The sequence below is a fragment of the Chelatococcus sp. CO-6 genome (assembly GCF_001271345.1).
GTDB lineage: Bacteria > Pseudomonadota > Alphaproteobacteria > Rhizobiales > Beijerinckiaceae > Chelatococcus_A > Chelatococcus_A caeni.
On record NZ_CP012398.1, the window covers coordinates 1,500,705 to 1,516,505 of the forward strand.

Annotated in this window: 10 protein-coding genes; all 10 read left to right on the forward strand. The window is 72.4% G+C overall.

Annotated elements, in window-relative coordinates:
- The first annotated feature begins 141 nt into the window (after positions 1-141).
- The 10 genes from AL346_RS07095 (at position 142) to AL346_RS07140 (ending at position 15,706) form a co-directional block, all read left to right on the forward strand.
- A complete protein-coding gene (locus AL346_RS07095) occupies positions 142-2,598 on the forward strand; it encodes a PAS domain-containing sensor histidine kinase (RefSeq protein WP_019402442.1) in 2,457 nt (818 codons plus the stop codon).
- 27 nt (positions 2,599-2,625) lie between these two features.
- A complete protein-coding gene (gene tsaE, locus AL346_RS07100) occupies positions 2,626-4,215 on the forward strand; it encodes a tRNA (adenosine(37)-N6)-threonylcarbamoyltransferase complex ATPase subunit type 1 TsaE (RefSeq protein ID WP_156332711.1) in 1,590 nt (529 codons plus the stop codon).
- Between the two features lie 21 nt (positions 4,216-4,236).
- Complete coding sequence (locus AL346_RS07105) at positions 4,237-4,983, forward strand: nucleotidyltransferase family protein (RefSeq protein WP_156332712.1); 747 nt, start codon at positions 4,237-4,239, stop codon at positions 4,981-4,983.
- A gap of 2 nt (positions 4,984-4,985) precedes the next feature.
- Positions 4,986-8,147 carry a double-strand break repair protein AddB gene (gene addB / locus AL346_RS07110; RefSeq protein WP_053193459.1) on the forward strand — a complete coding sequence of 1,054 codons (3,162 nt, stop codon included), beginning with the start codon at positions 4,986-4,988 and terminating at the stop codon, positions 8,145-8,147.
- A complete protein-coding gene (addA, locus tag AL346_RS07115; RefSeq protein ID WP_019403176.1) occupies positions 8,144-11,653 on the forward strand; it encodes a double-strand break repair helicase AddA in 3,510 nt (1,169 codons plus the stop codon). Before addB ends, addA begins: the two co-directional genes overlap by 4 nt.
- A gap of 136 nt (positions 11,654-11,789) precedes the next feature.
- The gene (trxA, locus tag AL346_RS07120; RefSeq protein ID WP_019403177.1) at positions 11,790-12,110 is read left to right on the forward strand and encodes a thioredoxin; all 321 of its coding nucleotides are present in this window, start codon (positions 11,790-11,792) and stop codon (positions 12,108-12,110) included.
- 586 nt (positions 12,111-12,696) lie between these two features.
- Entirely contained in the window at positions 12,697-12,939 is a 243-nt protein-coding gene (locus AL346_RS07125) for a hypothetical protein (RefSeq protein WP_019403179.1), read from the forward strand.
- Between the two features lie 132 nt (positions 12,940-13,071).
- Positions 13,072-13,605, forward strand: coding sequence for a bifunctional adenosylcobinamide kinase/adenosylcobinamide-phosphate guanylyltransferase (gene cobU, locus AL346_RS07130; protein WP_053194040.1), 534 nt, complete (start codon positions 13,072-13,074; stop codon positions 13,603-13,605).
- Positions 13,602-14,216 carry a cob(I)yrinic acid a,c-diamide adenosyltransferase gene (gene cobO, locus AL346_RS07135; RefSeq protein WP_019403180.1) on the forward strand — a complete coding sequence of 205 codons (615 nt, stop codon included), beginning with the start codon at positions 13,602-13,604 and terminating at the stop codon, positions 14,214-14,216. The genes cobU and cobO overlap by 4 nt, the downstream gene beginning before the upstream one ends.
- Positions 14,216-15,706 (forward strand): cobyric acid synthase, encoded by a 1,491-nt coding sequence (locus AL346_RS07140; protein ID WP_019403181.1) that lies wholly within the window; start codon positions 14,216-14,218, stop codon positions 15,704-15,706. Before cobO ends, AL346_RS07140 begins: the two co-directional genes overlap by 1 nt.
- Positions 15,707-15,801: the final 95 nt, after the last annotated feature.

A 15,801-nucleotide genomic window follows, 5' to 3' on the forward strand; every position in this document is an offset into this window, starting at 1 on the left:
GCCTTTTGTTAACCACTTCCTGCAGAAGTCGTTGAAACGCTACATTGGCTCGATTCGCGGCCTGGGCGAGCGCGTGCGCGCGGCGGCGGAAGCGAGGATCGGACGATGCAGGGAGCAACGAGGGCTGGCGAACGGCGGGGGATGCGTTCCTCCCGTGCGATCCCCGCGCTCTCGTCCACGGCCCTCGCCGTCAGCCTCGCCGGCCTTCCCGCACCCGCCGCGGCTCAAGGACTCGCGCCGCTCATCAGCCGGGCCGCACCGCAGGATTTCGCCGGCCTTGCCCTCGTGCTCGGCCTCATCGCCTTCGCCACCACCACCGCCCTCGTGCACCTCAGGGAGCGCCGCCGCTGGGCGCGGCAGGAGGCGCTGCTCGCCGGCGAGAACGAGGAGCTGCGTGCCCGCGCCGACCGCGTCGCCCTGCTCGTCGCCACCGAGCCGCAGCTGCTCGTGAGCTGGCACGGGCGCGATGCCGAGCCGCAGATCGAGGGCGACGTCGGCATCTTCGGCGAAGGCGTCTCGGGCCGGCGGGTGCTGGCCTTCGGCTCCTGGCTGCCCGCGGCGGGGGCGCAGGCGCTGGAACGGGCGCTGGAACGCCTGAAGGAGCGCGGCGAGCGCTTCCAGATGAATCTGAGGGCCACCAGCGGCGCCTATTACGAGGCCGAGGGCCGCGCCATCGGCGGCCGTGCCGTGCTGCGCCTGCGCGAGGTCACCGGCGACCGGCTCGACCTGCTGCGCCACCGCGACGCCCTCGCCGAGGCGCAGGCGGAGAGCCGCGCGCTCGCCGGCGTGCTCGACGGCCTGCCCGAGCCCGCCTGGCGCCGGGACGCCGAGGGCCGGCTCACCTGGGCCAACCGCGCCTATGCCAAGGCCGTCGAGGCGGGCGATGCCGCCGAGGCGGTGAGCCGCGGGCTCGAGCTGCTCGATGCGCCGACGCGCAAGGCCATGGACCGCCAGCGCACGGCGGGCGCGACCTATCGCGACCGCGTCACCGCGGTCGTCGCCGGGGCGCGAAAGGTGCTGGACGTGACCGAGACGCCGAGCGGCGACGGCACCGCCGGCGTCGCCATCGACGTGTCCGAGCTCGAAGCCGTCCGCTCCGACCTCGAGCGGCAGATGGCGGCGCATGTGCGCACGCTCGACCAGCTGCCGACCGCCGTCGCCATCTTCGACGCCGGCCAGCGCCTCGCTTTCTGCAACGCCGCCTACCGCGAGCTGTGGCAGCTCGACGCCGCGTTCCTCGAAGCCGGCCCGACGGACGGCGAGGTGCTCGACGAATTGCGCGCCCGCCGCCGGCTCCCCGAACAGGCCGACTACCGCGCCTGGAAGGCCGACGTCCTCGCCGCGCACCGCTCGGTCGAGCCGCAGGAGCACTGGTGGTACCTGCCGGACGGTCGCACCCTGCGCGTCCTCGCCAATCCCAATCCCAAGGGCGGCGTCACCTATCTGTTCGACGACGTCAGCGAGCGCTTCAACCTCGAATCGCGCTTCAACGCCCTGCTCAGCGCCCAGGGCGAGACCCTGAACTCCCTGCGCGAGGGCGTCGCGGTCTTCGGCTCGAACGGCCATCTCAAGCTCTGCAACCCGGCCTTCGGCCACCTGTGGCAGCTCTCGGAGGACGTGCTGGCCGAACTGCCGCACATCGACGAGGTGATCCGCCTGTGCGGCCTCATGGCCCCGCAGCAGGAGGCCTGGGACGTCATCCGCGGCGCCGTCGCCGGTGTGCACGACACGCGCACCGGCTTCGCCGCGCGCATGGACCGGCACGACGGCACCGTCATCGATTGCGTCACCGCGCCGCTGCCGGACGGCTCGACCCTCCTCACCTTCACCGACGTGACGGCGAGCGTGGAGGTGGAGCGGGCGCTGAAGGAGAAGAACCAGGCGCTCGAACAGGCCTCGCGCCTGCGCGAGGACTTCGTCCACCACGTCTCCTACGAGCTGCGCTCGCCGCTGACCAACATCATCGGCTTCGTGCAGCTGCTCGATGCCGAGACGGTCGGCCCGCTGAACGACAAGCAGCGCGAATACGCCTCGCACATCACCAAGTCCTCGGCGGCGCTGCTCGCCATCATCAACGACATCCTCGACCTCGCCACCATCGACAACGGCGCCATCGCGCTCGCCTGCGAGGAAATCGACATCCGCGAGACGATCGACGCCGCGCTCGCCGGCCTGCAGGATCGGCTGGCGGAGCACGACATCAGGGTCGTCATCGACGTTCCGGCCGACATCGGCCGCTTCGTCGCCGACGCCAAGCGCGTGCGCCAGGTGCTGTTCAACCTGATGTCGAACGCCATCGGCTTCTCCGATCCCGGCCAGACCGTCACCGTCACGGCGCGTCGCGAGGGCGAGGAGGTCGTGTTCACGGTCAGCGACGCCGGGCGGGGCATCGCGCCGGAGGTCCGGGCCCGCGTCTTCGACCGCTTCGAGAGCCACACCCTCGGCTCCGGTCACCGCGGCGTCGGGCTCGGCCTGTCCATCGTGCGCTCCTTCGTCGAGCTGCACGGCGGCACGGTGGCGCTCGATTCGGCACCCGGCCGCGGCACCACGGTGACCTGCCGCTTTCCCCGCGTGCCGAGCCGCGCTGCAGCGGAGTAACGAGTTGGCTTTCGAGTGGACGAGGCGATGGTGAGTTCTCCCTTCCCGGCCGGGCAGGCTGCGGCTTACGGCACGCGCGGCGGCGGCGAGGCGGCGACGGCCACCTGGCAGCTCGACCTGCCGAACGAGGCGGCGACGCTGCGCCTTGCCGAGGTCTTGTGCGAGGAGCTGAAGGCGGGCGATCTCGTCACGTTGTCGGGGGATCTCGGCGCCGGCAAGACCACTTTCGCCCGCAGCCTCATCCGCACCCTCGCGGGCGATGCCGGCCTCGAGGTGCCGAGCCCGACCTTCACCCTGATGCAGCTCTACGACACCGCGCGCCCGCCGGTGGTGCATGCCGATTTCTACCGGCTCGGCGGCGCGGACGAGCTCATCGACCTAGGCTGGGAGGAGGCCTGCGAAGGCGCGCTCGTCCTCGTCGAATGGCCGCAGAAGGCCGAGGAGGCCCTGTCGCCGGACCGGCTGGACATCGCCTTCCACCTCCTGCCGCACGAGCATCCCGGGCGCCGCCGGGTCGTCATGACCGGACACGGCCGATTCGCGCCGCGGCTCTTCCGCCTGCGCGCCATCCGCACCTTGCTCGACGCCGCCGGCTGGGGCGACGCCGAGCGCCAGCACATCCAGGGCGATGCCTCCTATCGCGAATACGAGCGCCTCACCCGGCCCGACGGCGCAACCGCCGTGCTGATGATCTCGCCGCCCCGGCCGCCGGGCCCCGTGCTGCGCGGTACCAAGCCCTATCCGATCGCGGCGAAGCTCGCGCTCACGGTCCATCCTTTCGTCGCCGTCGACAAGGGCCTCAGGGCGCTCGGCTTCAGCGCGCCGGACATCTATGCCGCCGACCTCGACACCGGCCTCCTGCTGCTCGAAGACCTCGGCAGCGAGCCGGTCATCGCGGACGGCGCCCCCATCCCCGAGCGCTACCGCGAGGCGGCGCTGCTGCTCGCCAAACTCCACGGCACGACCCTGCCGGATGTCCTGCCCGTGGCCGACGGCATCGACCACGTCATCCCGCCCTATGATCTCGAGGCGCTGCTGACCGAGGTCGAGCTCATCATCGACTGGTATGCCCCGCACATCGGCGGCAAGGCCCTGTCCGCCGTCGCCCGGGCCCAGTTCAACACCCTGTGGACGCGCCTGCTGGCGGATGTCGTGACCGGCCCGGCGACCTGGACGCTGCGCGACTTCCACTCGCCGAACCTCATCTGGCTGCCGGAGCGCCGGGGGCTCGCCCGGCTCGGCGTCCTCGACTTCCAGGACGCCGTCCTCGGCCATCCGGCCTACGACCTCGCGGCCTTGCTGCAAGATGCGCGTGTTACCGTGCCGGCCGAGCTCGAATTGTCCCTGCTCGGCGCCTACGCCCGGGCCCGCCAGGGGCAGGACCCCGACTTCGACGTCGGAAGCTTCGCCGCCGCCTATGCCGTCCTCGCCGCCCAGCGTGGCACCAAGCTGTTCGGCACCTTCGCGCGCCTTGCCAAGCGCGACGGCAAGAGCATCTATCTCAACCACCTGCCGCGGCTCAGGACCTATCTGGTGCGCAACCTCGCCCATCCGGTGTTGTCCGAGCTGCGGCTCTGGTATGAGACGCACCTGCCGGCGCTCGTCGCCGACACCTGAGCTTTCGCGATGCCGAACACGATGAGCCGCCCCGCCGCCATGCCTCGCCGCACCATGCCCCGCCGCGCCATGATTCTCGCCGCCGGCCTCGGCAAGCGCATGCGCCCGATCACCGCCACGACGCCGAAGCCACTCGTGCGCGTGGCGGGGCGCTCCCTGCTCGACCGGGCGCTCGACAGGCTCGCGGCCGCCGGCGTCGAGGATGTCGTCGTCAACGTCCATTATCTCGCCGACCTCGTCGAGCAGCACGCCCGCCGGCGCAAGGGCGGGCCGAAGGTGCACATCTCCGACGAACGGCAGAAGCTCCTCGACACCGGCGGCGGCATCCGCAAGGCGCTGCCGCTCCTCGGCGAGGAGCCGTTCTTCCTCGTCAACAGCGACACCTTGTGGCTCGAGGGCCCGCTGCCGAACCTCGACCTCCTCGCCGACGAATGGGACGCAGAGCGGATGGACATCCTGCTGCTGATGGCCCCGACCGCGACGAGCCTCGGCTATGACGGGCGTGGCGACTTCTCCATGGATGCCTCCGGGCGCCTGACGCGCCGGCCGGAACGCGAGGTCGTGCCGTTTGCCTATGCGGGCGTCGCCATCGTCAAGCCCCAGCTCTTCGCCGACGCGCCGGAGGGCCCCTTCTCGCTCAACCGCATCTTCGACGAGGTGGCGGAGCGGGGCCGGCTCCACGGCGCGCGCATCGAGGGCCAGTGGCTGCATGTCGGCACGCCCGAAGCCCTGCGCGCGGCCGAGGCCCGCTTCGCCACGACGGACTGACCATGGCAAGGCAGGCGCCGGCACGGGTCTTCACCATCCCCCCGGGGGCGCCCTTCCTCGCAACCTTCGCCGATGCGCTGCTCGCCGGCCGCATCGTGCCCGGTTTCCCGGACGCCGACGATCCCCTCGCGCTCGCCTCGGCCACCATCTACCTGCCGACCCGGCGCGCCGCCCGCGCGCTCGCCGCCACCCTCGCCGAGCGGCTGCCGCAGCGCAGCGTGCTCCTGCCCGACATCCAGCCGCTCGGCGACCTCGACGCCGCGGAGCTCGCCCTCGCCGGCGAGGCGGAGCGGGCCTTCGGCGATGCCGCCGTGCATCTGCCGCCGGCGCTGGCGCCGATCGAGCGGCGCCTCATCCTCACCCGCCTCGTGCTGCAATGGGCCCGCGCCCTCGACGGCGCCATCCTGCCGGCCGAGGCGCACGAGCCCCTGCTCGTGCCCGCATCGCCGGCCGACGCCCTTGCCCTCGCCGACGATCTCGCCGCCCTCATGGACGGGCTCGCGACCGAGGACATCCCTTGGACGGCGCTCGCCGGCCTCGTCGAGGAGCGTTACTCGCGCTACTATGGCATCACGCTCGACTTCGTGAAGATCGCCGCCGAGATGTGGCCGGCCATCCTCGCCGAGCGGCAGGCGAGCGACCCGGCCCGGCGCCGCTCGGCCCTCGTCGATGCCCGGGCCGCGGGCCTCGCGGCGGCGCCGCCGCAACGGCCGGTGATCGTCGCCGGCTCGACCGGCTCCATCCCCGCCACGGCCCGGCTCATCGCCGCCATCGCACGCCTGCCCAAGGGCGCCGTGGTGCTGCCGGGGCTCGACACCGGGCTCGACGACGACACCTTCGCGCTCATCGGCGCGGGCGCCGACCTGACGGTGCACAACCACCCGCAGGCGATGCTCGCCCGCCTCCTCGCCACCATCGGCATCCCGCGCGCCGACGTCGCCGTCCTCGGCGCGCCCCCGCCCCGCCTTGCCGCCCGCTCGCGCTTCCTCTCCGAGGCCATGCGGCCGGCGGAGACCACGGACCTGTGGGCCGAGCCCGCCCACCGCCCGCCCGAGGCCGATCTCCACGCCGCCTTCGACGGCCTCTCCCTCGTCGAGGCGGCGGACGAGCGGGAGGAGGCGCTGTGCGCGGCCATTGCCCTGCGCGAGGCGCTGGAGGATCCGGCAGCGACGGCGGCCCTCGTGACGCCGGACCGGGCGCTCGCCGAGCGCGTGGCCGCCGAGCTCGCCCGCTGGGACATCGCCGCCGAGGATTCGGCCGGCCTGCCGCTGCGGCGCAGTCCCCACGGCACGCTCGCCTGCCTCGTCGCCGATGCGGCTGCCGCCGACCATGAGCCCGCGATCCTCGCGAGTCTCGTCGCCCATCCCCTCGCCCGCTTCGGCTGGCCGCGGGCGACGATGGAGCGCGCCGCCCGCGCGCTCGAGATCGGCGTGCTGCGCGGCCCCGCGCCGCCGCCGGGCCTTGCCGGCATCGCCGCCGTGCTCGCCGAGCGGCGGGCGGAAGCACGCGACCACCGCGCGCCGCGTCCGCTGCGCCGCTTGACCGACACGGACTGGGACCTCGCCGAGACGCTCCTCACGCGCCTTAGCGAAGCCTTCTCCGGCTTTCGCGCCGAGGACGGCGATGGGCTCGACCTCGTCGCCCTCGTCGGCGCCCATCGCGCCGCGCTCGATGCGGTGGCGCGTCCCGGCGCCGGCGAACCGCCCCCCCTCGTCGCGGGCGAGGCGGGAGAGGCCCTGGCCGAGGTCTTCGACGCGGCGACGAGCGCGAAGGTCGACGGCCTCACCGGCCGTTTCGCCGATTATCCGGCCTTCTTCGCCACCCTGATGGCCGACGCGGTGGTGCGCCGGCCGATGTCCGGCCACCGGCGCGTCAAGATCCTCGGCCTGCTCGAGGCACGCCTCGTCGAGGCCGATCGCCTCGTCCTCGGCGGGCTCGACGAGGAGGTGTGGCCGCCGACGGCACGCACCGATGCCTTCCTCAACCGGCCGATGCGCACGACGCTCGGCCTCGCCCCGCCCGAGCGGCGCATCGGCCAGACGGCGCATGATTTCGTGCAGGCGCTCGGCACGCGCGACGTGGTGCTGACCCGGGCCCTGAAGCGCGGCGATGCGCCGACCGTCCCGTCACGTTTCCTGCAGCGCATGCAGGCGCTGGCGGGCGACGGGCTGTGGGCGGAGCTCAGGCGACGGGGCGAGCGCCTGCGCCGCTATGCCGGGGCGCTGACGCGCCTGCCGGCGCTCAGGCCCATCGAGCGGCCGCGGCCGAAGCCCGACCCGGAGCTGATCCCGCGCCGCCTCAGCGTCACCGAGGTCGAGACGCTGGTGCGCGACCCCTATGCCATCTTCGCCCGCCACGTGCTGAAGCTCGATCCGCTCGACCCCATCGCCGTGCCGCCGGGCGCCGCCGACCGCGGCACCATCGTGCACGAGGCGCTCGGCGCCTTCACCGCCCGCCATCCCGTGACGCTGCCGGCCGATGCGCGCGAGGAGCTGGTCGCCCTCGGCCGACAGGCCTTCGCCCCCATCGCCGCCTATCCGGACGTCGCCGCGCTGTGGTGGCCCCGCTTCCTGCGCCTCGCCGAGGCCTTCGTCGCCTGGGAGACGGCGCGGCGCGCGGACATCGACGTCGTTCAGGCCGAGGTGGCGGGCGCCCTCGCGCTGGCGCTGGCCGACGGCAGCCCCTTCCGCATCACGGCACGCGCCGACCGCATCGAGCGCCTGCGCGACGGCCGGGCGGTGATCGTCGATTTCAAGACCGGCCGGCCGCCGAGCCCCAAGCAGGTCTTCGCCGGCTTTTCGCCGCAGCTCACCCTCGAGGCCGCCATCCTCGCCGCAAGCGGCTTTCGCGAGGTCGCGCATGTGCCGCCCGATCTCTGCGAGCTTCTTTACATGCATGCCGGCGGCGCCCGCGAGCCGCTGGTCGCCTGCCCGGTGAAGCCGCCGCGCGACGAGACGCGCTCCGTTGCCGAGGTCGTCGTCGAGCACGAGAGAAAGCTGACGAGCCTCCTGTCGCGCTATGTCGCCGGCGAGATCGGCTTCGCGTCGCGGCCCTTCCCGCAATTCGCCGGCCGCTTCGGCGCCTATGACCATCTCGCCCGCGTGCGCGAATGGTCGCTCGCCGGCGACGAGGCCGATCTTGGCGAACTCGGAGGCGAGGCATGAGCGGCCCGGCGCCCGGCGGGCTCAAGGTCCCGACGAAGACGATCCTCGACCAGCAGCGCGCCGCCCGGCCGGACGCCTCGGCCTGGGTGTCGGCCAATGCCGGCTCGGGCAAGACCAAGGTGCTCGCCGACCGCGTCATGCGGCTCCTGCTCGCCGGCACGGAGCCCTCGCGCATCCTCTGCCTCACCTTCACCAAGGCGGCGGCGGCGAACATGGAGAACCGCATCTTCGCCGAGCTCGGCAAGTGGGTGCGTCTCGACGACGAGGCGCTCGCCGCCGCGCTCGAGAAGCTCGAGGGACGGCGGCCGGACCGCGCCCGCCTCGCCCGCGCGCGCCGGCTCTTCGCCCATGCCGTCGAGACGCCCGGCGGCCTCAAGATCGAGACCATTCACGCCTTCTGCGAGCGCCTGCTGCACATGTTCCCCTTCGAGGCGAACGTGCCGGCGCGCTTCACGGTGCTCGACGACAACGAGAGCGCCGTGCTGCTCGCCGAGGCGCTATCCACGGTCATGGCCCGGGCCGCCCTCGGCCGCGACCCCGCCCTGCGCGACGCCCTGACGCTGCTCGCCGAGAACCATTCGGACACGGCCATCGCCGAGACGATCCGCGAGGCGCTGCGCCACCGCGCGGCGCTTCTCGCCTACGCGCGCGAGCCCGCCGCCTTCGCCGACGCGATGGCGGGCCTTGCCGCTGCGCTCGGCCTGGACGAGGGCGAGACGCCGCAGACCATCGCCCGCGCCATGTGCGAGGACGGCATCGCCCCGGCCGAATGGCCGGCCATCGCCGAGGTGTTGCGCGGCGGCAAGAAGACCGACCAGACGAATGCCGAAGCGCTGTCGCAGGCGGCGCAGGCGGACGATCCGTGGGAGCGGCTGGCGCATTACCGCTCGCTGTTCTTCACCCAGAAGGGCACGCCCGCGGCCAACCGCAGCGTGGCGACAGGGAGCGTCCCGCCCGATCTCGCCGAGCGTCTCTTCGCCGAGCGCGATCGCCTTGCCGCCCTCGACGAGCGGATGAAGGGCGCCCGCACGCTGGAGCGGACGCAGGCCCTGCTCACCCTCGCGCAGGCGGTCCTCGCGCGCATCGAGGCGGTGAAGCGGGCACGCGGGGCGCTCGATTTCGACGATCTCGTCGAGCGCACGCTGACCCTGCTCGAGCGCGCCGATGCGGCCTGGGTGCTCTACAAGCTCGATGCCGGCATCGACCACCTCCTCGTCGACGAGGCGCAGGACACGAGCCCGACGCAATGGGCCATCCTGAAGCGGCTGACGGAGGAGCTCTTCGCCGGCGACGGCGCCGTCGCGAAGACGCGTACGCTCTTTGCCGTGGGCGATCCCAAGCAGTCGATCTACGGCTTCCAGGGCGCCGCCCCGCAGGAATTCGAGGGCTCCGGCCGCTATTTCCAGACGCGGGCGCGGCAGGCGGACCTCCTGTTCGAGCCGGTGGAGCTCACCGTCTCCTTCCGCTCCGCGCCGGCGGTGCTGAGCGCCGTCGATGCGGTCTTCGCCGTCGAGACGCATTACCGCGGCCTCAGCTTCGCCGATGTCGCGGTCGGCACCGCGCACGAGAGCGCGCGCCCCGATGCCCCGGGCCTCGTCGAGGTGTGGGAGACGGAGCGGCCAGCCGACCGCGAGGAGCCGGAAGCCTGGGTGCTGCCGCTCGACGAGCTCGCCGAGAGTGCACCCGCCATCCGCGTGGCCGAGCGCATCGCCCGCACCGTCGAGCGCCTGACGACGCACGGCGACGACACCGGCCAGCGCTTCGCGCCGGGCGACATCCTCATCCTCGTGCGCAGCCGCGGCGCCTTCTTCGAGGCCGTGATCCGGGCCCTGAAGCGGCGCGGCGTGCCGGTTGCCGGCGCCGACCGTCTCGACGTCGGCCAGCACATCGCCGTGCGCGACCTCGTCGCCGCCGGCCGCGCCGCGCTCCTGCCCGACGACGACCTGACGCTGGCCGCCGCCCTCAAGAGCCCCCTCGTCGGCCTCACCGACGACGACCTCATGCGCATCGCCGCCCGGCGGGAGGACAGCGAGAGCCTCGCCGATGCGCTCGGACGGGTCGGGACGGCCGGCGATGCGGCCGCCGCGCGGGCGGGGGAGGCGCTCGGGCGCTGGCGCAATGCCGCCGCACGCCGCGGTCCCTTCGCCTTCTATGCCGGGCTGATCGGCCCGGAAGGCGGCCGCGAGCAGCTCGTCGCCCGGCTCGGCCAGGAGGCTGGCGACGCCATCGACGCCTTTCTCGCCATGGCGCTCGATTTCGAGCATCGCCACGCGCCGTCGCTGAAAGCCTTCCTCCTCTCCTTCGAGAGCGACGGCCGCGAGGTGAAGCGCGAGATCAAGCGCGACCTCGATGCCGGGCGCGACGAGGTCCGCGTCATGACGGTGCACGGCGCCAAGGGGCTGGAGGCGCCCTTCGTCATCCTCGCCGACGACTGCAGCCAGCCCAACGGCCGCCATGATCCCAAGCTCTTCGCGCTGCCCCTGCAGCGCTCCGGCCACGCCGGCCCGGCGACGGTGCCGGTGTGGTCGCCGAAGCGCGACGAGGACGCCCCCGCCGTCGCGCGGCTCAGGGAGGCGGTGCGCACCCGCGAGGCCGAGGAGCACAACCGCCTCCTCTATGTCGCCATGACCCGCGCGAAGGATCGGCTCGTCGTCGCCTCCTACAGCAACGGCAAGCGCGGCAAGGACGGCAACTGGCCCGAGCTGCCCGCCATGTGCTGGACCGGCATGATCCGCCGTGGCCTGGAAGGCCGGCTGGAAGAGGTCGAGGTGGACGGCCTGAGGGTCCAGCGCTGGCAAAGCGGCCCCCTCGGCGCTGCCGCAGCCGCGCCGCCCCCCGCCGAGGATGGCGCCGGCATCGCCATGCCCGATTGGCTCGATCGGCCGGCGCCCGCGGAGCCGGAGGCGCCGCCGCCGCTCAGCCCCTCGAGCGCGCTTGCCGCCGCCGACAGGCCGCACCGTCCGGGCGACGGGCCCTTCGCGGCCGACGCGCGCCTTGCCGGCACGCTCGTGCACCAGCTCGTCGAGCATCTGCCCGGCCTGCCCGCCGCGGCGCGCCCGACGGCCGCCGAGCGATTCGTCGCCGTGCGGGCCGGGCGCCTCGACGAGGCGAAGCGGGCCGGCGTCGTCGCCCAGGCCCTCGCCCTTCTCGACGAGCCGGCCCTCGCGCCCCTCTTCGGCCCTGACGCGCGTGCCGAGGTCGCCGTCGCCGGCGAGATCGCCGTCGGCAGCACGAGGCGCGCCGTCTCGGGGCAGATCGACCGGCTCGTGGTGAGCGACGAGGCCGTCGTCTTCGCCGATTTCAAGACGAGCGCCCGCCCGCCGGCGGATCTCGCCGCGGTGCCCGAGGCGCATGTCGCTCAGCTCGCCGTCTATGGGGCGCTGCTTGCGGACATCTTCCCCGGACGCAGCCTCAGGGCCCTTCTCGTCTACACCGCCGGGCCGCGTGTGCTGGAGGTTCCCGGCGAGGCGCTCGCCGCCGCGCTCGACCGGATCCCGGTGTTGTGAACGGCCAGGGTGCCACCAGATCTAGCGTCAACGTGTGGGCACGCACACAAGTTGCCTTGACCGGAACGGGGGGCCTTCCTACGTTCGGATCGACTTGCTGCGCAGACTGCGCCGCGCATATGGAAAGGAACTCATCATGGCGACTGCGAAGGTGACAGATGCGAGCTTCGAGGCCGATGTCCTGAAGTCCGCAGAGCCCGTCGTCGTCGATTTCTGGGCCGAATGGTGCGGACCCTGCCGCATGATTGCGCCCGCGCTCGAGGAAATCGCCACCGAGATGGCCGGCAAGGTCAAGGTCGTCAAGCTCAACGTCGACGAGAACCCGAACACGGCCGCCCAGTTCGGCATCCGCTCGATCCCGACCCTCATGATGTTCAAGGACGGCAAGCTCGCCGGCCAGAAGGTTGGCGCCCTGCCGAAGAGCGAACTGTCGAAGTGGATCTCGACCGCCGTCTGACGGACGCCGCATCGACGCCGGAAGAAGGGCCCGCCGGGCCCTTTTTTCTTGGCCCTCATGATTACTAGCGTCTTTCGCTAGCATTAGAATGAGCCTGTCTTCCGCCGGAGCACATGAGGCGTCCATGAAGACCACGATCACGGTCCGGGACATCGATCCCGGCGACAAATCCTGGCTCTAGCACGAGGCCGGCCGGCTGGGCATCTCCATGGAGGAGTTCGTGCGCCGGTTGATTCGCGAGAAGCGGACCAAGGCATCTGCACAGACAAAGCCCTCGGAGGCGTTCAGGCACTACTTCGGCGCCCTGCACGGGGTTGAGCTGCCGCCGCGCGCGGCAGGTTCGGCTATTCGCCCGTCCGTTTCGAAGCGGGCGGCGACGAATGACGGCGGGGGTCGGCTACCTGCTCGACGCCAACGTTCTTTCCGAGATGATGCGGCCCGCCCCCGACGGCAAGGTCGCCGATTTCCTTGATTCCATTGCCGGTCAAGGCCTGGGACTCGCCTCGATCACAGCCTGGGAAATACTCAACGGCATAGGGCTCCTGCCGCCCGGACGCCGCCGGATACGCTGCGGCAGCAGTTCCTCTTGCTGGTCTCGGACCTCTTCGAGGATCGGGTGCTCGACTGGACCTTCCAGGATGCTGCCTCCACGGCGCGCATCATGGAAGAGAAGCGGCGGCGCGGCGAGGCCCTGGACGACCATCTGCCCGATGCGATGCTGGCCGGCACGGCGGCAAGCCGCGACGTGACGATCCTCACCCGTAACGAGGCCGAGTTCCGCAACACGGGCGTGCGCTTCGTCAATCCCTGGACGGCACCCATCGTCTGACGCCGTTGCGCCGGAGCGGGCACCGGCTGCGCAATGCTCCGTCTCCAGATGCGCTCTTTTCGAGCGACCGGACTGGCAGGAGCCTTGGAACGCGCGCTTGCCGCCGCCGTGCCGCCGTGGCATGCCGGAGCCATGCAGGACACGGCCCTCCCCATCGCCCATCTCGTCCTCGGCGGCGCCCGCTCGGGCAAGAGCCGCCATGCCGAGGCGCTGGTCAGGGCGATGCCGGGACCGTGGATCTATATCGCCACCGCCGAGGCGCACGACGCCGAGATGGCGGAGCGCATCGCCCGCCACCGGCACGACCGGGGCCCCGGATGGCGGACGGTGGAGGCGCCCCGCGCGCTCGCCGCGGCCATCGCGGCGGCGCCGGAGGGCGCGCCCGTCCTCGTCGACTGCCTGACGCTCTGGCTCACCAATGTCATGCTCGCGGGCGAGGATGTGGAGGCCGCCTGCCGGCAGCTGACGGAGGCGGTGGCCCGCCGGCGCCGGCCGCTCGTCCTCGTCGCCAACGAGGTCGGCTTCGGCATCGTGCCGGACAATGCGCTCGCCCGCCGCTTCCGCGACCATGCCGGCCTCCTCAACCAGCGCCTTGCCGCCGTCGTCGACCAGGTCACCCTCGTGGTCGCCGGCCTGCCGCTCACCGTGAAGGGACGCGACCGATGACCGCCATCTCCCCCGAGGAAGCCGCCCGCCATCGCGAGAAGATGGTGAAGCGCAAGGCCGTGCAGGATGCGGAGGTGGCGGAGAAGACGCGCGAGAAGGGCCTCCTCATCGTCAACACCGGCCCCGGCAAGGGCAAGTCGACCGCCGCCTTCGGCCTCATGCTGCGCGCCCTCGGCCACGGCTGGAAGGTGGGCGTCGTCCAGTTCATCAAGGGCAACTGGGAGACGGGCGAGCGCCGCGCCATGGAGCGCTTTTCCGACCTCGTCGAATGGCACGCCATGGGCGAGGGCTTCACCTGGGAGACGCAGGACAAGGCGCGCGACATCGCCGCCGCATCGCGCGCGTGGGACAAGGCGAAGGAGCTGATGGCGCGGGACGACATCCGCCTCGTCATTCTCGACGAACTCAACATCGCCCTGCGCTATGATTACCTGCCGCTCGACGCGGTGGTGGCGACGCTCGCGGCGCGGCGGCCGGACCTGCACGTGGTCGTGACCGGTCGCAACGCCAAGCCCGAGATGGTCGCCGCCGCCGATCTCGTCACGGAGGCGGGGCTCGTCAAGCACCACTTCGCCGCCGGGGTGAAGGCACAGGAAGGCATCGAATTCTGATGGCAACGCCCGCGGTGATGCTCCAGGGCACCGGCTCCAACGTCGGCAAGTCGCTGATCGTCGCGGGCCTGTGCCGCCTCTTCGCCCGCCGCGGGCTCACCGTGCGCCCCTTCAAGGCGCAGAACATGTCGAACAACGCCGCGGCGGTGGCCGGCGGCGAGATCGGCCGTGCCCAGGCGCTGCAGGCGCGCGCCGCCCGCGCCGAGCCCACCGTGCACATGAACCCGGTGCTGCTGAAGCCCGAGAGCGACCGCGGCGCCCAGCTCATCGTGCAGGGCCGGCGGCACGGCCATCTCGACGCGCGCGACTTCACCGGCCGGCGCAAGGCGCTGATGCCCTTCGTGCTCGGCAGCTTCGCCAAGGTCTGCGAAGGGGCCGACCTCGTCATTGTCGAGGGCGCCGGCAGCCCGGCCGAGATCAACCTGCGCGCCGGCGACATCGCCAACATGGGCTTCGCCACCGAGGCCGATGTGCCGGTGGTGCTCGTCGGCGACATCGACCGCGGCGGCGTCATCGCCAGCCTCGTCGGCACCCATGCCGTGCTCGACGAGGCCGACCGGGCCATGGTGCGCGGCTTCCTCGTCAACAAGTTCCGCGGCGACCCCGCCCTCTTCGCCGCGGGCATGACGGCGATCGCCGAGCGCACCGGCTGGCAGCCGCTCGGCCTGCTGCCCTGGCTTCCAGAGGCGAGCCGGCTGCCCGCGGAAGATGCGCTCGACCTCACCGGCACCGGCCGCAAGCCGGGCGACACCTTCATCGTCGCCGCCCCCGTCCTGCCGCGCATCGCCAATTTCGACGATCTCGACCCGCTCAGGCTGGAGGAGGGCGTCTCCCTCGTCCTTGTGCCGCCCGGCCGGCCGATCCCGTCCGATGCCGACCTCATCGTCCTGCCGGGCTCGAAGGCGACCATCGCCGACCTCGCCCATCTCAGGGACGAGGGCTGGGACATCGACATCCTCGCCCACGTGCGCCGTGGCCGGCCCGTCGTCGGCCTGTGCGGCGGCTACCAGATGCTCGGCCGCACCATCGCCGATCCCGAGGGCATCGAGGGCGCGGCCGGCATCGTGCCGGGGCTCGGCCTCCTCGACATCGACACGGTCCTGACAGGCGACAAGGCGGTGCAGCCGGTCGAGGCCGTCCATGCCGGGACGGGCTATGCCGTCACCGCCTACGAGATCCACCTCGGCCGCAGCGAGGGGCTCGATTGCGTGCGCGCGCCCTTCCGCGTCGCCGGCGAGCGCGAGGGGGCCATGTCGCCGGACGGGCTCGTCATGGGCACCTATCTGCACGGCATGTTCGCCGCCGACGACTTCCGCCGGGCCTTCCTCGCCCAGGCGAGCGGCGGCACCTTCCGCGCCAGCCTCGCCTACGAGCGCAGCATCGAGGAGGCCCTCGACAGGCTCGCCGCCCATGTCGGCCGGCACATGGACGTCGACGCGCTCCTCGCCATCGCGCAGGAGCGAGGCGGGGGCCAGGCTAGAGATTTATGAGTTTAAGTCGACGCGGGAGACTTGGCTTGATCCCTCCCTTTCGCAAGTCGGGTGTTCCCGACTTGCGCATATAAGTGCGGACCTCGGGCAAGCCC

Excerpts from the sequence above, each read along its gene's own strand:
- AL346_RS07095 (WP_019402442.1), top strand. The coding sequence starts at position 142 with ATGCGTTCCTCCCGTGCGATCCCCGCGCTCTCGTCCACGGCCCTCGCC.
- tsaE (WP_156332711.1), top strand. The coding sequence starts at position 2,626 with ATGGTGAGTTCTCCCTTCCCGGCCGGGCAGGCTGCGGCTTACGGCACG.
- addB (WP_053193459.1), top strand. The coding sequence starts at position 4,986 with ATGGCAAGGCAGGCGCCGGCACGGGTCTTCACCATCCCCCCGGGGGCG.
- cobU (WP_053194040.1), top strand. The coding sequence starts at position 13,072 with ATGCAGGACACGGCCCTCCCCATCGCCCATCTCGTCCTCGGCGGCGCC.
- trxA (WP_019403177.1), top strand. The coding sequence starts at position 11,790 with ATGGCGACTGCGAAGGTGACAGATGCGAGCTTCGAGGCCGATGTCCTG.
- cobO (WP_019403180.1), top strand. The coding sequence starts at position 13,602 with ATGACCGCCATCTCCCCCGAGGAAGCCGCCCGCCATCGCGAGAAGATG.
- addA (WP_019403176.1), top strand. The coding sequence starts at position 8,144 with ATGAGCGGCCCGGCGCCCGGCGGGCTCAAGGTCCCGACGAAGACGATC.
- AL346_RS07140 (WP_019403181.1), top strand. The coding sequence starts at position 14,216 with ATGGCAACGCCCGCGGTGATGCTCCAGGGCACCGGCTCCAACGTCGGC.
- AL346_RS07105 (WP_156332712.1), top strand. The coding sequence starts at position 4,237 with ATGAGCCGCCCCGCCGCCATGCCTCGCCGCACCATGCCCCGCCGCGCC.